This is a genomic window from Clostridium carnis (assembly GCF_054657435.1).
The window spans coordinates 687,909-711,519 of record NZ_BAAHYS010000001.1 but is presented as its reverse complement, the minus strand read 5'-3'; the positions used below and the strand labels follow the sequence as shown (position 1 = coordinate 711,519).

Annotated in this window: 20 protein-coding genes; all 20 read left to right on the top strand. The window is 25.2% G+C overall.

Annotation, left to right across the window (positions count from 1 at the left end; genetic code table 11):
• Positions 1-13 precede the first annotated feature (13 nt).
• The 20 genes from ACYQ1T_RS03415 (at position 14) to rfbA (ending at position 23,604) form a co-directional block, all read left to right on the top strand.
• On the top strand, positions 14-985 hold the full coding sequence (locus tag ACYQ1T_RS03415; RefSeq protein ID WP_459831795.1) for a glycosyltransferase: 972 nt from the start codon (positions 14-16) through the stop codon (positions 983-985).
• Positions 986-1,328: 343 nt separating this feature from the next.
• Positions 1,329-2,315, top strand: coding sequence for an O-antigen polymerase (locus tag ACYQ1T_RS03410; RefSeq protein WP_459831792.1), 987 nt, complete (start codon positions 1,329-1,331; stop codon positions 2,313-2,315).
• A gap of 3 nt (positions 2,316-2,318) precedes the next feature.
• Positions 2,319-3,557: a glycosyltransferase family protein gene (locus ACYQ1T_RS03405; RefSeq protein WP_459831789.1), complete on the top strand. Its 1,239-nt coding sequence runs from the start codon at positions 2,319-2,321 to the stop codon at positions 3,555-3,557.
• A 338-nt stretch (positions 3,558-3,895) separates the two neighbouring features.
• Positions 3,896-5,314 carry a lipopolysaccharide biosynthesis protein gene (locus ACYQ1T_RS03400; RefSeq protein ID WP_459831786.1) on the top strand — a complete coding sequence of 473 codons (1,419 nt, stop codon included), beginning with the start codon at positions 3,896-3,898 and terminating at the stop codon, positions 5,312-5,314.
• 198 nt (positions 5,315-5,512) lie between these two features.
• Positions 5,513-6,880 (top strand): UDP-glucose dehydrogenase family protein, encoded by a 1,368-nt coding sequence (locus tag ACYQ1T_RS03395; protein ID WP_459831783.1) that lies wholly within the window; start codon positions 5,513-5,515, stop codon positions 6,878-6,880.
• Positions 6,881-6,882: 2 nt separating this feature from the next.
• Positions 6,883-7,944, top strand: coding sequence for a GDP-mannose 4,6-dehydratase (locus ACYQ1T_RS03390; protein ID WP_459831781.1), 1,062 nt, complete (start codon positions 6,883-6,885; stop codon positions 7,942-7,944).
• A gap of 372 nt (positions 7,945-8,316) precedes the next feature.
• Entirely contained in the window at positions 8,317-9,267 is a 951-nt protein-coding gene (locus ACYQ1T_RS03385) for an LCP family protein (RefSeq protein WP_459831778.1), read from the top strand.
• Positions 9,268-9,418: 151 nt separating this feature from the next.
• Positions 9,419-9,949 carry a VanZ family protein gene (locus tag ACYQ1T_RS03380; protein WP_459831776.1) on the top strand — a complete coding sequence of 177 codons (531 nt, stop codon included), beginning with the start codon at positions 9,419-9,421 and terminating at the stop codon, positions 9,947-9,949.
• 159 nt (positions 9,950-10,108) lie between these two features.
• Positions 10,109-10,417: a nucleotidyltransferase domain-containing protein gene (locus ACYQ1T_RS03375; RefSeq protein ID WP_459831774.1), complete on the top strand. Its 309-nt coding sequence runs from the start codon at positions 10,109-10,111 to the stop codon at positions 10,415-10,417.
• Positions 10,404-10,799: a nucleotidyltransferase substrate binding protein gene (locus ACYQ1T_RS03370; protein ID WP_459831771.1), complete on the top strand. Its 396-nt coding sequence runs from the start codon at positions 10,404-10,406 to the stop codon at positions 10,797-10,799. Before ACYQ1T_RS03375 ends, ACYQ1T_RS03370 begins: the two co-directional genes overlap by 14 nt.
• A 179-nt stretch (positions 10,800-10,978) precedes the next feature.
• A complete protein-coding gene (locus ACYQ1T_RS03365; RefSeq protein WP_459831769.1) occupies positions 10,979-13,930 on the top strand; it encodes a polysaccharide lyase 8 family protein in 2,952 nt (983 codons plus the stop codon).
• 570 nt (positions 13,931-14,500) lie between these two features.
• Positions 14,501-15,214, top strand: coding sequence for a YveK family protein (locus tag ACYQ1T_RS03360; RefSeq protein WP_459831766.1), 714 nt, complete (start codon positions 14,501-14,503; stop codon positions 15,212-15,214).
• A complete protein-coding gene (locus tag ACYQ1T_RS03355; RefSeq protein ID WP_459831763.1) occupies positions 15,189-15,842 on the top strand; it encodes a CpsD/CapB family tyrosine-protein kinase in 654 nt (217 codons plus the stop codon). The genes ACYQ1T_RS03360 and ACYQ1T_RS03355 overlap by 26 nt, the downstream gene beginning before the upstream one ends.
• Before the next feature lie 79 nt (positions 15,843-15,921).
• Positions 15,922-16,839 (top strand): glycosyltransferase family 2 protein, encoded by a 918-nt coding sequence (locus ACYQ1T_RS03350; RefSeq protein WP_459831762.1) that lies wholly within the window; start codon positions 15,922-15,924, stop codon positions 16,837-16,839.
• Between the two features lie 77 nt (positions 16,840-16,916).
• Positions 16,917-18,107, top strand: coding sequence for a hypothetical protein (locus tag ACYQ1T_RS03345; protein WP_459831761.1), 1,191 nt, complete (start codon positions 16,917-16,919; stop codon positions 18,105-18,107).
• Positions 18,073-19,164 (top strand): glycosyltransferase, encoded by a 1,092-nt coding sequence (locus ACYQ1T_RS03340; RefSeq protein ID WP_459831758.1) that lies wholly within the window; start codon positions 18,073-18,075, stop codon positions 19,162-19,164. Before ACYQ1T_RS03345 ends, ACYQ1T_RS03340 begins: the two co-directional genes overlap by 35 nt.
• Positions 19,161-20,201, top strand: a complete 1,041-nt coding sequence (locus tag ACYQ1T_RS03335) for a glycosyltransferase family 2 protein (protein ID WP_459831756.1) — start codon at positions 19,161-19,163, stop codon at positions 20,199-20,201. Before ACYQ1T_RS03340 ends, ACYQ1T_RS03335 begins: the two co-directional genes overlap by 4 nt.
• A gap of 45 nt (positions 20,202-20,246) precedes the next feature.
• A complete protein-coding gene (locus ACYQ1T_RS03330) occupies positions 20,247-21,170 on the top strand; it encodes a glycosyltransferase (RefSeq protein ID WP_459831753.1) in 924 nt (307 codons plus the stop codon).
• Positions 21,171-21,178: 8 nt separating this feature from the next.
• Positions 21,179-22,729 (top strand): lipopolysaccharide biosynthesis protein, encoded by a 1,551-nt coding sequence (locus tag ACYQ1T_RS03325; protein WP_459831750.1) that lies wholly within the window; start codon positions 21,179-21,181, stop codon positions 22,727-22,729.
• A gap of 8 nt (positions 22,730-22,737) precedes the next feature.
• On the top strand, positions 22,738-23,604 hold the full coding sequence (gene rfbA, locus ACYQ1T_RS03320) for a glucose-1-phosphate thymidylyltransferase RfbA (RefSeq protein WP_459831747.1): 867 nt from the start codon (positions 22,738-22,740) through the stop codon (positions 23,602-23,604).
• Positions 23,605-23,611: the final 7 nt, after the last annotated feature.

Here is a 23,611-nt window from a genome sequence, read left to right as displayed (position 1 = left end):
TATAGGAGGAAAGATGAAAACTTTAAAATCGTCAGTAGCAATGGCTACATATAATGGAGAGAAATATATTTATCAACAATTAGACTCTATATTTAATCAAACAAGAAGACCAGATGAAGTTATAATTTGTGATGATTGTTCAACTGATAATACAGTTAATATTATTAAATCATTTATTGATGAACATAAACTTAATTCGTGTTGGCACTTATATCAAAATGAATCTAATAAGGGGTATATTAAAAATTTTCTTGATTGTGCATTAATGACAAGTGGAGATGTGATTTTCTATTCAGATCAAGATGATTTATGGGATGAGAAAAAGATTATTATGATGATGGAAAGGTTCGAAGAAAATGCTAATGTTAGAGGTTTATTATGTTCTTTTTCATGTATTGATTCAGATGAAAAAGAAAGTAATACTTTGCTAAACAATTTAAGAAAAGGAAAAAAAAGTAAATTTTATAAAGTACCTTTTTACTTACAAGTAAAAAATGTTTATTGCGGAGGATTAACGTTAGCTATTAAGTCTAAAGAAATAGCATGGCTTTCAAAAATAATATTAGATAATAATCTTTCGCATGATGTACCTATTGGGTTGTTTTTAGCAGCAGAAAATGGATTTTATAGGTTATGCGAAACTTTAGTTTATAGAAGAGTACATGAAAAAAATGTTTCGGCACCTAAATACACAATAAAATCAAGAATATCTAATATTCCATATCATATTAAAGGAAGAAAAGTTTACTTGAATTTATTAACAACTTGTTATAATTATTATAAAAATAGAAATGTATTAAGCAATAGAGACTTTATATATTTAAAAAAAACTATTGATGATACAAAAAATTCTATTTATTATTTACAAAATAGAAAGTATATGAGGTTATTTTGTAATATTTTTACTATCAATCCTATGAATAATAAATATTTGAAGATTGTTAATTTTATTTGTGGTGTATTTGGTAATTACGATAAAGTATGAATTGAATATTTCATTAGTATAACTAAAATAAAAAAAATTATAAAAATTTCTTTTAAATGTTATATTAATTGTGAAATTGATTAATATTTTAATTTTTTTCTAACTTATGAGGTGAAATATGAATTTTTATTTATTTAGTATAATACTATTAATTTTCACCATTTTATTTCGAAAAATGGTAATCGGTAAAGAACATAGAAGTTCAATAAATTATTTTTTACTGATTGGATGGATTATTGCACTATTAAGTGACTTTATTTACGCATTAATGATAACCAAAACTGACTTAGGAATATATTCATTTAGGATGATTGTAGTTGTGACATTGTCTTCGCTTATTAGTATGATATTTAGGATTAGAAGTAAAAAAGATAAATTAAAGTATAATTTAAATAGTATTTCAGTTGAAAAGAATAATTTTAAGATATTACTTATTTTGTTTATAATATCTACAATTTATTTCTTAAAAAACTATATTCCATTATTAATACAATTAGACTTTCAATTAAATGTAATTAATGCAGCTAAATATAGTTCACAAATTATAGCTGGATTATGGGGATATTTATTTATGTTAGGAATTCCATTAATTTTACTACTACCATTTACTAATATTAAGTATAAAAAGGTAATAACTACATATATATTATTTATTTATTTATTGTATACAAGAAGGTTATATTTTATTATGTCAGCATTTATTTTAGTGATTATAAATTTTACTCATATTAAAAAGAAAATAAGTAAAAAATATATGTTAATTATTGGAATATTATTTTTGTTATTTTTTAATTTGACACAGACATTATTAAATAAGACTATTTATAATGTGTTAATTTTAACTTATGATAATGTTCATTCCAGATTATATTCAATTATACTAGATCCGTTGATTTATATTGTTGGAAATATAAGCAATATAGATATGTACGTACAGCAAATTCCACCAAATACATATTTTTTGGAAAAAACACTTTATCCCGTTTATTCCATACTTAATACTATTGGAATTTGTAATCCTCCCAATATTCCTAATCCATTTTTTGTAAATGGATTATTTAGAACAAATACTATAGCATTTCCTACATATTATTTAAGTGATGGTGGATTATTATTTTGTTTTTTTATGTTATCTTTTATTATGATTTTTAATGAAACAATTTCATCATACAGTACGGAATTTAATATAATTATAAAACCGTTTTTAATAGCATGCGCTTTTTTGTCATTTAGACAAAATGATTATGTACTGATATATTTTTATGTAGTATTTATAAGCTTGTGGCTAGTTACACATTTGAATGTTAAAAATAAAGCTAAGGAGAGATAATTTATGAAGAATATTTTACTGATAAGCTACTTATATCCACCAGCTACAAGTTCACAAGCAGAACATGTGAAAAATTTAGGGAATTATTTAAGCGATTATTACAATGTATCAATACTAACCACAAGTTGGAGTGGTAAAGTTGAAGATATCAATTTAAACGAAAAATTAACTGTTCATAATACCTCATTTGGTCTTTTACATCGTGTTAAAAATAATGATGTTAGAATACAAAATGCAAAAAGAAAAAAAGGTACAAAAAGTAAAATTCTTGCATATATCAAAGGAAGAATGATACCTGATCCTACATTCGATTGGTATTTTGTAGCTAGACGTTGGTTAAAAAAAAATTTAGGCAAATATGATATTATTATCAGCATTGCAACTCCGTATACAGATTTATTGATAGGTAATAAATTTCTAAAAATGCATAGAAATTTACAAAAACCAAAATTTATTGTTTGTTATGCAGATCCTTGGTATGGAGAAATTTCAAGGAAAAGAAGTCATATAAGAAAATATGTTGAGAAAAAAATTGAAAATTCTATTTTAAAAAATGCAGATCATATTTTAATGGTAACTAAAAATGCTAAGGAATATTATGAAAAAATATTTCCTCAATATTCAAGAAAAATGAATTATTATTATATTGGGCATAATGTGAATTTTAGTAATATAAGATCAAATAATGATACAGATATAGCCATATTTAGATATTTTGGAGCTTTGCAGAGTGTTCATAGAAATCCATTTGTTTTTTTAGATGTTTTAGATGATAAAGAGTATATAGATAAAATAATTCTTGAACTTTATTTAATACCTGATCCTTCTCATGAGAAAATTTATAAAAGAGTAGATAAATCAGATATATTAAAGAAAATAGTTAAAATTAAAATACCAGTGCCATATACAAAAATGTTAGAAATTGCATCATCAAAAGGAATTAACATTTTATTTGGAAATACTTCAAATCTACAGATACCAGTTAAAATGTTTGATTATATTGGTGTTAAATCAGAGATTCTGTATATTGAAAATAAAGTCAATGAGGAGATTACTAATATATTAAATACATATAAGGCATGTACTATTTGCAATAATACTTTCGATAGTATATATAATGCTATTCACAAAATTGTTTCTAATTACTACAATAAAAACACTATCAGTCCATCTGAGGAAATATATCACAAGACATGTAGTAATACTAATTTCAATATCTATAAAGAATTAATTGACGATTAAATAATATGTTGTCCTTTCAAAAATATAACAGATAGGTTATCCTTGATAATTCACATATTGCATTAATATTGTAAAATTTACAATAAACTCAATAGGTGTAATGGTCTTATAGAAATTGTAGTATTTTAAAATATGTATTCTTTGAGTATTTAAAACATTCATCAAACTTAAATATAATAACATATTTTAGATTGTTTATAAATGGAGGGTGTTTTTGGAAAGTATCATTATCAAACTAGAATTTAAATCAATTAACAATATTTACGAAAAATTAATAAAATATATATTTAATTTATCAATTTATTGAACTATTAAAGATAGTATACGGAGACTAGAAAATGAACAATAAAACAAAGAATTTAATTAAAAATTTCTTTTATACATTTATTTCTAATTTACTTGTCTTAATTATATCAACGTTAGTTACGTTAATATTACCAAAGATATTGGGAATTGAGGAGTATGGATATTGGCAACTATATATTTTGTATACATCATATACAGCATTACTTCATTTGGGATGGAATGATGGTATATATCTAAGATACGGAGGTAAGGAATACCAAGAATTAGATAAAAGGCTTTTTTTCTCACAGTTTTGGATGTTAGTTATTTTTGAATTAATAATTACTTTGATTACTTATAATTTTGTTGGTGTTTTTATTAGTAGCTATGATAAAATATTTGTTCTTAGGATGATGTTTACTTCTTCACTACTTGTTATTCCAAGAGGAATGCTTCTATTTATTCTCCAAGGAACAAATAGAATAAAAGACTATGCAATAGCAACTATTATCGAGAAAATAGTATATATTATACTAATAATATTTTTTCTTACTATGCGAATTGAAGAATATAAATTATTAATTATTGCAGACATAATAGGTAAAGGAATATCTATGATATATGTTGCTATAAACTGTAGGGATATTGTATTTAAAAGTTTTAAAACTTTCTTTTTTAGCTTTAATGAAACTTTTAAAAATATTAAAGCCGGAGTAAATGTTGCTTTGGCGTATGTAGCCAGTTCATTAATAGTTGGGACTGTTAGGTTTGGAATTGAATATACGTGGGATATAAAGACCTTTGGAAAAGTTTCATTAACTTTGAGTGTAGCTAATATGATGATGACATTTATAAATGCAGTTGGTTTAATTATATTTCCATTATTGAAGAGAGCTAATAAAGAAAGATTACCTGAAATATATACGACATTGCGAACAATACTTACCGTTATATTATTGGGGATAATTGTATTTTATTATCCTCTAAGGGTCATTTTAACTTATTGGTTACCAAAGTATTCTGAAAGTTTAGTTTATATGGCTTTAATTTTTCCTATGTGCTTATTTGAAGGGAAAATGGCTTTATTAGTAAATACATATTTAAAAGCTTTAAGAAAAGAGATAACACTTATGATTATTAATGCATTAACATTTTGTTTAAGTTTGTTACTCACTGGATTTTTCGCACTTTATTTAAAGAATCTAACAGTATCGGTATTATGTATTTTATTTCTTTTAGCATTTAGATGTATTTGGGCAGAAATATATATAGCTAAAGAGCTTAATATTTCATTGAATAGAAATATTATAATGGAATTGATATTAACTATAATATTTGTAATTTCAAGTTGGGTTATTGGCTCTTGGAAAGGTGTTGCTATATATTTAGTAGCTTATAGCATTTATATTTTAACTAATTGGAGAGATATATGTAAAACAGTCGAAAAAGTTAGAATATTATTAAAAGAATAAGATGTATATAAGGAATAAGCTAAAACTAAAGTTAAATAAATTATAAAGATAAAGAACAGTTTTTTGAACTATAATTTTGTTAATTACTTAATTTTAAGCATACAAAAAATAATTATTTTTTGTATTAAAGGTGATAACTATTAAAATTGTATGAAGTTTTAATTAAGTTTATATTATAATCAAAGAGGGGATTTAATTATGTTTAAAATAGCAGTAGCAGGGACTGGTTATGTAGGGCTTGTGGCAGGGGTATGCTTTGCTGAAGTTGGTCACAACGTTACCTGTGTAGATATCGATGAAAATAAAGTAAAGTTAATGGAGAGTGGAGTATCTCCAATATATGAAGCTGATTTAGAAAGGTTAATGCAAAAAAATTATGCTGAAGGTAAGCTTCATTATACAACAGATTACAAGTCAGCGTATAAAGAAGCAGATGCTATATTTATTGGTGTTGGAACTCCAGAACAACCAGATGGGTCAGCCAATCTAAGTTATATAGCTACGGTTGCAAGACAGATAGCTGAAACTATAGAAAAAGATTGTCTTGTAGTTGTAAAGTCTACAGTGCCAGTAGGTACTAATGATAAGGTAGAACAGTTTATAAAAGACTTTTTAGTTAATGATGTTAAAGTTGAGGTAGCATCTAATCCTGAATTTTTAGCTCAAGGTACAGCAGTACATGATACACTTCATGCTGCAAGAATTATTATTGGAACTGAAAGTAAGTGGGCAGAAGATATGCTTATGAATATATATAAACCTTTCAATATTCCCATAGTATCTGTAAATAGGCGCTCGGCTGAAATGATTAAGTATGCATCTAATGACTTTTTAGCTCTTAAAATATCATATATGAATGATATAGCAAATCTTTGTGAACTCGTAAGAGCTAATATTCAAGATGTAGCTAAAGGTATGAGTTATGATGAGCGTATTGGAGCCAAGTTCTTAAATTCTGGTATTGGTTATGGTGGTTCATGTTTCCCTAAGGATACAAAAGCTCTTGAATATCTTGCAAGACAAAATGGATATGAACTTAGAACTATTAAAGCTGCAATAGATGTAAATAAAGACCAAAAAACTATGTTATATAAAAAAGCTTGTAGACGTCTTATAACTTTTAGTGGATTAAAGGTAGCGATTCTTGGACTTACATTTAAACCAGGAACAGATGATTTAAGAGAAGCACCGTCTCTAGAAAATGTACCATTATTATTAGAAGCTGGAGCAGATATTTATGCTTATGATCCAGTAGGTAAGAAGAACTTTAACAAGATATATCCAGAAGGAAAAAATGGACAAGGTTCTATTAAATATGTAGATAGTATAGAAAAAGCTTTAAAAGAAGCTAATGTTTGTTTTATATTTACTGAGTGGGGTGAAATTAAAGCTATAAAGCCAGAAGCTTATAAAGAGCTTATGAAAAACCCATTAGTTTATGATGGAAGAAATTTATATAGTATTGAAGATATGGAATCATCAGGAGTAGAGTACTATTCTATTGGAAGGCCACAAGTTAAAGTTCTTGAGGGGATGTCAGAAGTAGCTGCAACTAAGGAGGTATAAAATTGAGTTGTAAAATATTAGATACAAGTAAAATATATCTAATTACTGGAGCAGCAGGTTTTATTGGATTTTATTTATCCAAGAAGCTTTTAGAAAAAGGTTGCATAGTAGTTGGTATTGATAATATAAATGATTATTACGACGTAAATCTTAAATATGAAAGATTAGAAAAGCTTAAACCTTTTGAAAAATTTACATTTATCAAAGGAGATATCTCAGATAAGGATATGATAATGAAAACCTTTGAAGAGTATAAACCTAATATTGTAGTAAACTTAGCAGCTCAAGCAGGGGTAAGATATTCAATAGAAAATCCAGATGTATATATAGGAAGCAATATCGTTGGATTTTTTAACATCCTTGAAGCTTGTCGCTATAATGCTGTAGAACATCTTGTTTATGCATCATCAAGTTCTGTATATGGTTCTAATAAAAAAGTACCATTTGAAGAATCAGACTTTGTTGATCATCCAGTATCTTTATATGCAGCTACAAAGAAATCAAATGAACTAATGGCTCATACTTATAGTCATCTTTACAAGATTCCGTCTACTGGACTAAGATTCTTCACAGTTTATGGACCTATGGGAAGACCAGATATGGCTTACTTTGGTTTTACTAATAAGTATTTTAATGATGAAGCAATTAAAATATTTAATAATGGTGATTTTGACAATGATCTATATAGAGATTTCACATATATCGATGATATAGTTGAAGGAATTGAAAGACTATTAAGTAATCCACCAAGTGAAACTTCAGGAGAAACCTCTAATGAAAAAGATGGAAAAATGGTTCCCCACAGAGTATTTAATATTGGAAATAATAGTCCAGAAAAGTTAATGACTTTTATTTTGACTCTAGAGAAAGCTATAAGCAATTCATTAGGAAGAAAAGTTGAATTCAAAAAGATATTCGAACCTCTAAAAGCAGGAGATGTACCAGCAACCTATGCTTCTACAGATAAATTACAGGAAGTGATAGGGTTTAAACCCTCTACAAGTATAGAACAAGGTTTGCAAAACTTTACAGATTGGTATATTAATTATTATAGTTGTAAATAGACACTTTTAGTCCAAACAGTTACTATTGATATGCTCTCTTTATAGGAAACAGTTGAAATAATAAAACTGTAACTATAGAGGGAGCAATTCATATATACTCTTGGATTATATTAAACTTATTTAATTATATTGTTAAATTAAAAGATTAATAGAAATATAGTTTAAGGAATTATATTATTTCTATTAATAGCAGTAGATATATTTAGAGATATGTCTACTGCTTTTTATGCTATAAGATAAAGATGAAATATTAATATTTTAAGTAAAGCATTAATGAAATTAAATATTAACAATAAGTTCTAATTTTTCAGTTAATTATTACATCCTCAAATAATAAGATATTATATAGCAAAATAGTGAGGAGATAATAAAATGTCTGAAGAAAATAAGGAAAAGAAGCCTAAAAAGTTTTTTACTACTAAAAATATAGTTATAGGCTGTATAGTATTTATATTATTTATTGTAATAGGTTCAGCTGCAATTGGATATTTTTGTTTTAATAAAGTTATTTCTAAAGTAGAAACTATTGAAATTGAAAAGGAGCCAGAAAAGCTTGGTATTGCAGAGGAAGTAGCAGAAAAGCATAAGGAAGTTAAAAACATAGCTTTATTTGGTATTGATGCAGAGGATGGAGAAGTTGGTAGGTCTGATGCTATTATGGTTTTAACCTTGGATAGTGTACACAATAAAATGAAGTTAACTTCTATTATGAGGGATTCATATGTATATATTCCAGATATGTATATGGATAAAATAAATCATGCACATGCTTTTGGGGGACCAGAGTTAGCAATTAGAACTATAAATGAAAATTTTAATTTAAATATTCAGGATTTTATGTCTGTTAGCTTTACTTCTTTACCTATTATAATAGATGAAATTGGTGGAGTAGAAGTTAATATAACAGATGAAGAGGTAAAGCATATAGAAGGTATATCATCTCCAGGGTTATATAATTTAACTGGAGCTCAAGCCTTAGATTATTCGAGAATAAGATATGCTACAGGGGGAGACTATAAGAGAACAGAAAGACAAAGAGTTATTATTGAAGGAGTTTTTAATAAGCTTAAAAATACATCAATATCTAACTATAATTCTCTTATAAATAAATTTTTACCATATGTTAAAACAAATATGTCTTCTATGGAATTATTAGAGTTATCTATAGATTTTGCAGACCTTATTCCAAGTGGATTAGAATTAGATAGATTTCCAAAGGATGAACAATGTGCAGGACAACTTATTAATGGAATTTATTACTTAACATTTGATAGAGAAAATGTTAAAAATTCTATTTATGAGTATATATTTAATGATAATTAAATAAAGAAAAAGCAGTAAATATATTTGGGTATATATTTACTGCTTTTATATTTTATAGAAAAATTAAATAAATATGTAAATATAATCTTGTTATATATTGCAAATTAATTGTATATAAATTACAATTAACTAAATTAAAGGGGTGAAGAATTTGAAGAAAAAGTTAGTATCAATAGTTTTAGTATTTTTTGCAATAGGGTTTATATTTTATAATTCAAGTAAGGTTGGAAATGAATCAAATAATTTAAGTAAAGGTATAATAAACAAAGTTATGGATTCAAAGGTAGCTACTAAGATAATATCAAAGGCTAATACATATTTGGATAAGGATTTAAATAAGGATAAAATATTAGATAAATTAAACTTTATTTTAAGAAAATCAGCTCATTCTATAGAGTTTGGTTTTTTAGCAATTATGTTGTTAATTGCTTTAAGTTGTTTTAATTTTAAAGCAAGAGAGATTATTATGTATTCTTTATTTTTTGTATTGTTTTTTGCTGTATTAGATGAATTTTATCAATTACATATTTTAGGTAGAACATCTAGCGTTAAGGATGTACTAATAGATTTTTGTGGTGGAATAATAGGAACGTGCATGTATTCTATATTTAATGTAAGAAGTTTAACTAAGGTTAGTAAAGGCAATTTAAATAAAGCAAGTAAGAAGAAAGCAGTTATTTAAAAGGCTATAATTATTTACTTATATAATTAATTTTGTTATTAATATTTATAAACAAGGAAAAATAGTATATAATTACTAAAAGCTATAAATGATAAAATAAATCTACAAAAATCTATTATGATTTTAGATTATAGGACATAGTTTTATTGAGGTGATAACTTGATTAACAATATAAATTTTAACTTAGATAAAAAAATAGTAGAAGAAATATATAGTATATCTAAAAAATATCCTGAAATTAAAAAAGTAGTTATATTTGGATCAAGGGCACGATGTGATAATTTAGAAAAAAGTGATATTGATTTAGCTATATATTCAGATGGGTCTTTATTAGATTTTATTTATGATATTGAGAATAATACTAGTACTTTATTAGAGTTCGATTTTTCTGATATGAATATAATAAAAGATGAATTGTTTATAGAACAAGTTAATAAGGAGGGAATTGTTATATATGAGAAGCATTGATTTTAAATATATGAACTTAAAAAAAGCATATACAAGACTGAAAGAAGTAAGTGAATTATATGATGGTAAAAATGATATAATAAGAGACAGTTTAATACAAAGATTTGAATTTACATATGAACTTACTCATAAAACTCTTAAAGAGTTTATGAAATATTTAGGAGTAACATTAGAAAATTCATTTCCACGTACTATATTTAAAAAAGCATATGTCAATAATTTAATTTCAGATGATAAAGTGTGGATTAATTTGTTAGAAGATAGAAATTCTACATTACATATTTATAACGAAAGTCTCTCTGATGAAGTGGCAGATAGAATAGTAAATAAGTATGTTGCAGCTATTGGTGAATTAGTAGAAAACCTAGAGAAACTACTATAAATAGGTTTATTAAAATATTTCTTGTACAAAAGTATTTATCATAAAAATTTTTAAGTAAATCAACGAATTTATTGACAAGATATACCATGTAAACGTATAATATTGTTATAATAAGTAGTAAAACGGTTTACTAAAATTGGGTGTTTAGGAAAAAAATAGATGATAAGGGGATGTATTCTATGAAAAAAAGTAAGGAAGCAACTAAGAAAATAATTGTATCAGCTTTAGCAGGAAGTATGATTATTACAACAGCTTTAGGTACTACTGTAAGTGCAGTAACAGTAGATGGAAATCCAGTAGGAAGTTCTGTTAGTATTGCAAATGGAGATGTAAATAATTTAATTCAATCTATTAGGTTAAAGTGGAGGGAAGATTTAATTGGTGGTAAAAACATTGATTTAAATAATCCAACTATAGCTAAGAAAGTATCTGGATATGCAACGAAAACAGATAATTTATTACCAAAAATGAATATGGATAATGCTAAGGATTATCTATGGGACGATTTAAAGGATTATAAGGAAAATCCAGCTAGAATAACTTCTATGTTTAATAATATAGTAGATATGACTATGGCATATAGTTTACCTAATAGTAAATATTATAAAAATGAAGATTTAAAAAATAAGATAATTTATGCATTAGATTGGATAAATAAAAATGCCTATAATGATAAAATAAATCAATATGGAAACTGGTGGGATTGGATGATTGGAATACCTGCTAGATTAAACAATGTTGTTATATTAATGTATGATGATTTAAATGAAGCTCAAATAAAAAGCTATATGGATGCAATACAAAAATTCTTACCAAATATTGAACCAGGAAGCAAGTATCATACAGGAGCAAACCTTGCAGATGTATGTGTAAATAAATTACTTCAAGGGGTTAACTCAAAGGACCCAGAAAAAATTAAAGAAGCTTCAGAAGATATAGCTGGTGTTTTTGAATATGTAACTAGTGGAGATGGATTTTATCCAGATGGCTCATATGTTCAACATGGAATAGTAGCATATACAGGTTCTTATGGAAATGTATTAATAGATAAAATATCAAATATCATGTTCTTACTTGAAGGAACACAGTGGGCTGTAAAATCAGAAAGTAAAAATAACATTTATAAGTGGATATTTGAAAGCTTTGACCCAGTAATTTACAAAGGTTATGTTATGGATATGGTTAGAGGAAGATCAATATCAAGATATAATGGAAATGGATATATGCAATCAGCTGGAATAATGGAAGGTATGATTAAAATTTCAATGATTTCAGATGAAGCTATGGCAAATAAAATACAAGCTTTAGTAAAGGAATGGGCAACAGAAGGAAAGGACGTATTAGATTTTGGAACTAAATTTAAATCAATAAATGCAATAGATAAATTCTATGAAATGATGAATAACCCAAATATTGTTCCAAGAGTGCAAGGAGCAGAGCATCATGCATTAAATATGATGGATAAAACTATTCATGAAAGAGCAGATTATGGACTAGCTATTGCAAGAAGTTCAAGTAGAATAACTAAATATGAATTTATGAATAAGGAAAACTTAAAGCCTTGGTTCCAAGGAGATGGTATGACATATCTTCATAATAATGATTTAACTCAATTCTCAGATGATTTCTGGCCTACAATAGATCCATATAGAATGCCAGGAACAACTATAGATAAGAGAGTAAGAAAAGATAAAGAAATTATTCCAGGCCTAGATCCAGGTGCTACAAAGCAAAATGAAATTTACTATGAACTTGGAAATAGTAATTGGTCAGGTGGAACTAAGCTTGGAACTTATGGAGTTTCAGGAATGAAGATAGACAATAAATATGATTCATTAAAAGCTAATAAATCATGGTTTATGTTTGATGATGAAGTTGTAGCATTAGGATCAGGAATTACTAATCCAGAAGAATTTGAAACAGAAACAATAGTTGAAAATAGAAAAATAAGAAAAGATGGCTCAAATAAATTTATTGTTGATGGAGCAGAAAAAGTACAAGCTTTAGGCGATAAAGATAGTGTTAATAGTGCTAAGTGGGCTTATTTAGAAGGTAATGTACAAGGAGCAAACATTGGATATTATTTCCCAGATGGAGCAAATATAAACTTACTAAGAGATAATAGAGAAGGAACATGGGGAGATATAAATTCTGCTAATAAAGGTAAAGATGGAAATCTTGATAAAGTAGTTACAAATAATTACTTAACTATGTATATAGACCATGGAAAGAACATAGAAAATAAAAATTATAGTTATGTTTTATTGCCAAATAAATCAGCTGAAGAAGTGGAAGCATATTCTAAGAATTCAAATATTGAAATTATAAGAAATGATGAATTTGCACATGGAGTTAAAAATAAAAAGCTAAAAATGGAAGGTGCAAACTTCTGGGTATCAAATAAAGCTACATCAGGAACTATAACATCATCAGGGACAGCATCAGTTATGACAAAAGAAAATGATGATAATACATTAACAATAGCTGTTTCAGATCCTACATTTGAAAAAGATACTATTTCAATAGAAATAGCAAAACAAGCAAATAAAATAGTAAAAGCTGATGGACAAATATCAAATGTTAATTTAAAAGATGGAAAAATAACTTTTGATGTAAATACAGCAGGAGCTAAAGGAGCTACTTTTGAATTAGTAGTTCAGCTTGGAAAAGATGCAGAACCAGAAAAACCAGTTGTTGAAGCAAAAAATGAAGCACCAGTAATTAATGGAGAAGATGTAAAACTATATGTTGGAGACATTTGGAATAAAGATCTTCATAAAATAGTAGCTACAGATAAAGAAGATGGAAGTTTAACTAGTAAAGTTAAAATAAAAGAACAAAATATAAAACTAGATAATAACTCAAAAGTTACAGAAAAAGGGGAATACTTAGTAACCTTTGAAGTTAGTGATAGCAAAGGCTTAAAGGCAGAAAAAACCTTTAAGGTAATAGTAGAAGAAAACCCTTCAAAAGAAGAAAAACCTTCAAACGAAGAAACAACTTCAAAAAATGAATCAGTTACAGGAAAGATACCTTATACAGGAGCTATAATAGGTGGAGGTGCCTTAGCTGCAATAGGTGGACTATTAACAGCAGCAGGAACATCTATGTTTAGAAGAAAGAAAAAATAAATATAAATTATTATAAGAAAATGTATGATAAATAAAAGAAAAGTTAAAAATTAAAATTATGAAACTATAGTGATAGTAGATATAGTAGTTGCATTAAAGAGATAGATTCAATATACAGTGTTTAAATAACTTAACACAGTAATATTGTATTTAAATTTCTTTATGTAACAGCTATATCTACTATTTTTTTATTCCTTAGAAAAGTATATTTATCTAAAAAATTATGTTTCTTAAAATATAAATATAGCTTTTACAAGGTAGTGGAACTATGAACTTTATTTTAATTCCTTTACTGAAAGTTAATGGGTGTATATTTCGAGTTTTTGTGAAAAGGTATATTAAAATTTATAGCAATATTTTTAATATAATATAGAGTTTTAAAAAATAAGGAAATTAACGTTTTAAAAATTATATAAATAAATTTGAGAAAAAGAATTAAAAAGCAGATAAAAACTAAATAAGAGTCAAGAGATGTAATTTGGCGTAGGGTACCTAATATTTAGTGCAATCATATAATCTAAATAAATCCCAAAAAGAATTTATCAGTTTATAGGATTGGGGGAGGGCAATTTGGAAGAGAAGGAAATAAGTATAGAGGAAATTATAGATATTATAAAGAAAAGGCGGAAAATTATAGCAATAATAACATTATCTTTTGTATTAGTTTCTGCCATATTAAGTTTTTTTATAATTAGTCCCAAATATGAAGCAAGTACAAAGTTTTTTGTAGGAAAAGCATCAGGAGATAAAGAGGGATATAGTCAAAATGATGTATTAATGTATCAAACATTAATGAAGACTTACTCTGAAGCAATAAAAACAAATGATTTTATTGAAAGGTCCATAAAAGAGGCTAAGGTTGATTTAAAGGCAAAGGATGTTTTAGACAAATTAAGTGTAGTTATAATTTCAGATACACAAATATTAGAAGTTAAGTTTAAAAGTAAGGATGCTAAGGAAGCTAAGGATTTAATTTCAGGAATTACAAGAGAGTTTATTGAAATATCAAAGGATTTAGTTCCAGGTGGAAATGTGAAAGTTTTAGAGAAAGTTAGAGTTCCAGAGAAACCAGTAAGCCCTAATAAAAAGATTAATATCTTAATAGCTTTTTTCTTAGGTTTAATAAGCAGTATAGGGTTAGCATTTTTATTAGAAATTTTAGATAAAACAATTAAAACAAAGGAGCAACTAGAATTAGAACTTGAAATACCTGTAATTGGATCAATTCCAAATATGGAAGATAGTAAGGAGGGACATCATGATAATAGTAGAAAAAGAACCTAAATCAGTTGTTTCAGAAAGATTTAAAACCTTAAGGACAAATTTACAGTATTCATCTTTAGATAAAGAATACAAAATAATTGTAATAACTAGTTCAAATCCAGGAGAAGGGAAAACAACAATATCAGCAAATCTTGCATTAAGCCTTGCAGAGGGAGAAAAGAAGGTTGCCTTAATAGATTGTGATTTAAGAAAACCTTCAGTCCATAGAGTATTTAAAATTTCAAATAGAACTGGATTGTCAGATGTATTAATAGGGCAAGAAAATTTTTCTACAGCATCAAAAGTCTATAAAGAAAACATGACTATATTAACAGCTGGTAATATTCCTCCGAATCCAGCAGAAGTGTTAGCTTCAGAAAAAATGGCTAAGCTTTTAGTATGGTTAAAGACTGAATTTGACTATGTTATCTTAGATACCCCTCCAATACAAGTTGTTACAGATTCACAAATACTTTCAACAAAGGCAGATGGAACTATATTAGTAGTTAGAGCTGAAAAAACTAAAAAAGATGAATTGAAAAATTCTATTGGATTACTTAAAAAGGTTAATGCTAATATAATTGGAACAGTTTTAAATGGTGAAGAAAATAGTAAAGATGATATCTATTATCATTATGGGGATATTTAATAAATAGATTGATAGCAGCAAAAGGAATAGGATAACTATAATTTAACTTTATTATATTGAAAAGGAATTGATAGTAATAATGCAAAATAAAGTAACTATAATTTTACCCATATATAATGTAGAAAAATATTTAGAAGAATGTTTAAACTCTATCTTACAGCAAACCTTAAATGACTATGAAGTAGTTGCTATAAATGATGGATCAACTGATAAATCTTTAGAAATATTATTAAGCTATAAAGATAAGTTTCAAAGAATTAAAATAATTAATCAAGAAAATTCTGGTCTTTCTGCTTCAAGAAATATTGGTATAAATAATGCTGAAGGTGATTATATACTTTTTTTAGATTCGGATGATATGTTAAGAAAAGATGCAATAGAAACTTTATATAAATTGGCTAATGAAAATAATTTAGATTTAGTAGTTTATGATGGCTTTAGGATAGATGAAATAAATAATAAAGAAGATAAGAAAAAATATTGTAGAGAGAAAATCTTTAAAAATAATGTTCTTAATAAAGATGAGTATTTTAAAGGAACAATAAAAAAGGGAATGTTACACAGTCAATTTCATTTTTATAAAAGAGAATTTCTTAATAAAAATAACTTAAGATTTAGGGAAGGCTTATTGCATGAAGATGAATTATTTAGTATGACATCTTATGAATATTTAAATACGGTTGGATACTGTAATAAACAGCTATACATAAGAAGATATAGAAGTGATTCTATTATGAGTACGCATATATACGAAAATATAAAGTCATTAAAATCATATGAATATATTTTATGGCAATTTAGTGAAATAAAAAATAATAATTTAGAAAATAAACAATTAGTAAAGCTAATTAATTCTAGGGGATCATTAATAATGACTAACCTTATTAGATATAAAAATATAAAAATAAAGGACATACTTCAATATAAAAAGCTATATGGATTTTCTATAAAATACTTTAGATTAATTGCAAATTATATATTATATAAATTTAGATAATAAAAGCAAATTTTATTTAGTAGTTAATAATGTTTTTAGAAAGGAGCTTGGTATTTATAAAAAGAATAGAAAAATGTATGTTGGAATTAATACTAATGCTTCCTTTAATGATTATTATTGATTCCATATTTAAAATAGATTGTAAATTACCATATATAGCGTTTTTTATATTAAATGTATTAATAATAGTAGCAGGAAATAAAAAAAACATTGTAATCTTATTTTTCACTGACTTAATTATTTTAACTCAATTTATATATCTTAAAGATATGTTAGATTTAAATGAATTAATGCTATATTGCGATTTTATTTTAATAATTATCTATAGCGTTACAAATAAAGGGATAAATTTACTTAAAGAAATTTTATTTCAATATAAAAATGCAATATATATTACATGTCTAATTATACTTTTAATATTTTTATTTTCCTTCTTATCTGGTACAGGCTGGATATATTTATGGGAAGGAAAGCAGTTCATTGGAGTTATATCTTTTCCCCATGATGCTTGTTATTTTTTTGCTGGAATGCAGGGATATTTTATCTTCTTTTATTTTACATTGAAAAAAACAAGTAATAAGGTAATATGCTTTGCTGCAAATACTATATTCTTTATATTTGCTCTTTTAACAAATGCAAGAACTCCATTTATAGTATCTGCTTTCTTATTTTTATATTTTATTTATAAGGTAACATATAAAAAATATATGATAATTTATTTTATTATTACAATACCAATAGGCCTTTTATTAATAGCAATATTATTTAACAAAATAAAAATAGAATTTATATATAACTTACCTATAATAAATAAGTTTTTTGTAACTATGAGTAGAGGAGATATTACAAGCTCTAGAGATATAATGTGGGAAAATATTTTATATATCTACGATATGTCATTTACAACCTTTAATAAATTTATTGGCAAAGGAACATTTTTCACACAATCTATAAACAAAGTTCTTACAGGAAATTTACTATGGGCACATAATGATTTTTTAGAAATTTTAGTTGGAATAGGCTATTATGGAATGGCTTTATATATTTTAGCTATTACATTTATGATTAAAAAAGTTAAAAATATATTTTGGGGAATAGTTTTAATTTTAGCAGCCTTTTTTAATGGAGTATTTGTTTACAGGAAAATAATAGTATTTATACCTATTATAGTTTATGTTTTAACTTTTCAAAGTAATGAAAATAAGAAATTTATAAATAGAAAAAAGGAGTTTTATGAAAAAAGTAATGTTTTTAATTCCAAACCTTAAGGGGGGAGGAGCTGAAAAAGTATTAGTAGATATAATTAATAAATTAGATACAAAAAAATTTAATATCACATTAATTTTATTAAATAAGCAAGGGGTGTATTTAAATAAAATAAATAAGAATATTAACATTAAAGCATTAACATCTAGTAATAAAATAATGCTAGAATTACAAAAATATTTAATAGTATTTTTTCCAAGGCTATATTATAAGTTGAAAATTAAAGAAAAGTATGATGTAGAAATAGCATTTTTAGAGGGATTAGGCACTAAGTTAATATCTAGGTCAAATAATAAGCAAAGTAAAAAAATAGCATGGATTCATATAGATTTATTAAAAAAACATTGGACTAAAAAGTTATATTTTTTTAAAGGAGAAGAAAATTCCTATAATAAATTTAATGAAATAATATTTGTTTCAAAGGATTCTTTAAATTCCTTTGAAAAATTATTTCAAGTTAAAAATGCTAATAAAAAAATAATATATAATCCAATTATAACTGAGGAGGTTATAGCTTTAGCAAATAAAGAAGAAATAAAATTTGATAAATTTACAATAGTTTCAGTTGGAAGATTAAATAAACAAAAGGGATATGATTTGTTAATAAGGGCACATGCTAATTTAGTTAAAAAGTATAACCATAATTTACTTATACTTGGAGAAGGAGAAGAAAGGCTTGAAATTGAGAATTTAATTAATAGCTTAAATGTAAGAAATACAGTTAGCTTAAAAGGCTTTACTAATAATCCTTACCCATACATTAAGGCAGCAAACTTAATAGTATCAAGCTCAAGAACAGAAGGGTATCCTTTAGTATTATTAGAAGCTGTAATTTTAGAAAAGGCAATAATTGCTACAAATGTTACAGGAAATAAAGAGATATTAAATTATGGAGAAAGTGGAATAATGTGTGAATGTAATGTAGAAGATATTGAAAAAAATATTGAAAAAGTATTAAAAAATAAAGAGTTATTAATTGAATATGAAAATAGAAGTAAAAAAAGAAAATTACAATTTAATTATAAAGAAATAATTAATGAAATAGAGAGTTTATTATGAGCAATGATATAAATAAAAATCCAAAAGTAAGTATTATTGTAGCTGCATATAATATAGAAGATTTTATAAGTAGGTGCATGGAATCATTAGTTAATCAAACACTTAAAGATATAGAAATAATTGTAGTAAATGATGGATCTAAAGATAATACTTTAGCTAAAATATTAGATTATGAAATAAAAGACTATAGAATAAAAGTAATTAATAAGAAAAATCAAGGTTTAATAGAGGCTAGAAAAACTGGTTTAAATAATGCTAAAGGTGAATATTTATTATTTGTTGACGGTGATGATTGGCTTAAAAAAAATTGTTGTGAAGAGTTATATAATAAAGCAAAAGAAACTGATGTAGATATAGTTTATTATAATTTAATTATTGCAAAAAATAATAAGTTAATAGAAGATAAAAGCTTTGATTTTGGACTAGTAGATGAATATAAATATTTAACATTAGTTTTAGAAAATAAAATTAGAGCAAATGTTTTTTTGCAGTTTATAAGAAGTAATTTTTTAAAAGAGAAAAATATAATATTACCTTCAAATGTTTCATATGGGGAGGATTTAGCTATAACAGTAACTTTAGCTATAAAAAAACCAAAGGTAGCTTATTTAAATAAAGAAATGTATTACTATTTTCAAAGAGCAGGAAGCATTACTGGTAAGATTTCAAATAAGGTATTTGAAGTTGAAAGTGTTATTGATTATATAAAAGTATTACTAGAAAATGAAAAGATAATGGAAGACTTTAGAGAAGGTTTTAATTACTTAGCTTTTATTCATTTATATTACTATAGAATTATTAGAGCTAATTATGTTATGGATATACATAAAAAGCTTTATTATAAATGGAAGGAAAAAGGGATAAAACTTGATAAAAGTAACAGTATTTATTATAGAGAAATATGTAAGAAAGCAAGTTTAGAAACAAAGTTAAAAATAAGTTTATATAATAAAAGCTATTATCTAGGAAGAATATATACAAACTCTAAATATATAATAACTTTTATTCCAAAGCTGTTAATAAAAAAAATAATATAGGCTTTAAGGATATAAAATTTTAAGCTTTATATAAGAGGGAGAAATATGGATAATAAATTAATTTCTATAATACTTTTATCCTATAAAAATTTAGAATATATTTTTCAAGCAATTGATTCTGTAATTATTCAAAACTATCCTAATATAGAATTAATTATTGCAGATGATGGAACAGAGAATTTTAATAAAAGTATATTTTTAGATTATATAAATAAAAAAAATAATGGGAATATCAAAAATATTATTATATATACAAATGAAAATAATTTAGGAACTACTAAAAATATGAATAAAGCAATAACTTTATCAAAGGGTAAATATATAAAGTTTATTGATGCAGATGATGCATTTTATGAAAATAGTACAATTTCTAAAATGGTTGATTATATGTATAGGGAAAATAGTTTGATTATTCTGACCAATGTTCTTTTTTGTGATGAAAATTTAAATGAGCTTGATATAGCAAATAAAAAAATTAAAAAGTTTAGAAGAGAATTACCTTTAGGAGTAAATCCAGAAGTATTCTTTAAAATGTCAGCTTTAAATTGTAGAATTGGTGCTTCAGGAGTTTTATATGATAAAGATCTTTTTAAAAGGTATGGATTATTTGATGAAAGTTATAAGCTTCTTGAAGATTGGCCAATGTGGCTAAGGCTATCTAGAGAAGGATGTAAAATAGATTATTACGATATTATATCTGTTAAATATAGATACGATGTAGGAGTTAGTAGCTCTAAAAATCCAAATAAAATATATATTGAGGATATGATAAAGTGCTATGAGAAAGATGTATTACCATATAAAAAAGAACTAGGATATTTTGTTTATAAAAATGCTAAATGGAGATTTACTAAAAAATATAAGTTTAAAGAATACTCAACTATAAAAAAAATTATAAAGTTAATATCAAATATTGATGTAATTATTATAAATAAAATAGAAATATTAATTGAAAAATTAAGGTATTAAAGCTAGTAATGAGGACAAGTAATTCAATAAAAAATATAGTAACAGGAGTATTGTTACAGGTAATTACTGTATTTTTAGGCTTTATATCAAGGAAGATTTTTATAGATAATATGGGGCTAGAGCTATTAGGGATAAATGGACTTTTAACAAATATATTATCTATGCTAAGTTTAGTTGAACTTGGAATTGGTTCGGCAATTTATTTTAGTTTATATAAACCTTTAGCAAAAAAAGATAATAACCAAGTACATGCAATTATGCACCTATATTCTAAACTTTATAAGTATATAGGGGTAGTAGTAGCGATTCTTGGATTAATTATGTTGCCATTTTTAAGGTATTTTGTAAATACAGATATATCTCAAGAGTATGTAAAATTTATATTTTTAATATTTTTAACTGACTCTGTAATCTCATATTTTTTAGCATATAGAAGAAATATTTTATCAGCAGATCAAAAAAACTATGTAATAAATGAGTTATCAGCAATTTTTTCAGTAAGTATAAGTTTAATACAAATAATTGTGATAATAACAACTAAAAATTATATAGCTTATCTATTAATTAAGGTCATATTAATTTTTATACAAAATGTAATTATATATTTTGTCACTAATAATAGATATCCATATTTAAAAAATAAAGAAGTGGAACCTTTAGATAAATTAACAAAGGAAGAGATAATTAAAAATGCAAAAGCATTATTTTTTGTAAATATTTCAATTTACTGTGTTTTTGGAACAGATAATATTTTATTATCAGCCTTTGCTGGAGTAGCTACTGTAGGAATTTATTCAAATTATGTTTTAGTAATAAACACTATTAATAATTTAATAGGCCAAGTATTTAATGGAATAAAAGCTAGCTTTGGAAATTTTTTAGTAGAAGAAGATATTGAAAAAGCTCATTTTTTATTTAATGTACTATATTTTATAAACTTTTGGGTATCAACCTTTTGTGCAATATCATTAGCAGTTTTACTAAATCCATTTGTAGAGCTTTGGTTAGGAAAAGAAATGTTATTTCCTATTATAGCGGTGTTTATTATAGTATTTAATTTTCATTCAAGAAGTATGACAAATGCAATAGAACTTGTAAGAAATAGTGCAGGATTATATAGTCCATATCCATTTTTTAAATATTGGGAATTAGTTGAAGGTGGTGTAAATTTACTAGCATCTATTATATTAGCAGGGACATTAAAAATGGGAATGTTAGGAGTGTTTTTAGGAACATCAATAAGTACATTTGTAACTGTATTTGTTTTGCCTTGGAATGTATATAAATACGTATTTAAAATATCATCTAAAACTTATTATAAAAAATATATAAAATATGTTTCTTTTGCATTAGTAATGTTAGTTATAACGTACTTTTTAGCGAATTTCTTTGTAATAGAAAATAAAATTATAGGATTTATATTAAAGTGTTTTATTTGTGTATGTATTCCAAATATATTAATTTTAATATCCTTTAAAAATACAAAGGAATTTAAGTATTTAATAGATAGATTTAATGTGAAAAAAATATTAGAAAAAGTAAGGTTAAAAAGGAGATAGAGGAAAATATGAAAGGAATTATATTGGCAGGAGGCTTTGGAACTAGATTATATCCAGTAACGAAAGCTATGTCTAAACAAATGGTGCCAATTTATGATAAGCCAATGATTTATTATCCAATGTCAGTGCTTATGTTAGCTGGAATTAGAGAAATATTAATAATATCAACAGAAAGAGATTTATTAAATTTTAAAGCTTTATTTAAAGATGGATCAGATTATGGATTAGAAATAACTTATAAAGCTCAAGAAAAACCAAATGGTTTAGCAGAAGCTTTTATAATTGGAGAAGAATTTATTGGAAAGGATAAGGTGTCATTAATTTTAGGAGACAATATATTCTACGGAAGAGGCTTAACTCCATATTTAGAAAGAGCAGCAAAGCTTGAAGAAGGTGCAATTATATTTGGTCAATTTGCACATAATCCAAAAGATTTTGGAGTTGTAGAATTTGATAAAAATAAAAAGGTATTATCACTAGAGGAAAAGCCTAAATATCCTAAATCAAAATATATAGTTCCAGGATTATATTTTTATGATAATACTGTAGTAAAAAAAGCTAAGGAATTAAAGCCCTCTAGAAGAGGAGAGCTTGAAATTACTGATTTAAATAAATTATATATGTATGAAAATAAGCTAAAGGTAGAGTTATTAGGAAGAGGACTTGCTTGGTTAGATACAGGTACACATTCATCTATGCTTAAAGCTGCTAATTTTGTTGAAGCAGTACAAACAACACAAGGAAATTATATAGCTTGTATTGAAGAGATAGCATTTAAAAAAGGATGGATAAATAAAGAGCAGGTAATTAAATTAGCAAAACCTTTAATGAAAAGTGATTATGGTAAATATTTAATGGATGTTATTGAGGAATAATAAAGGA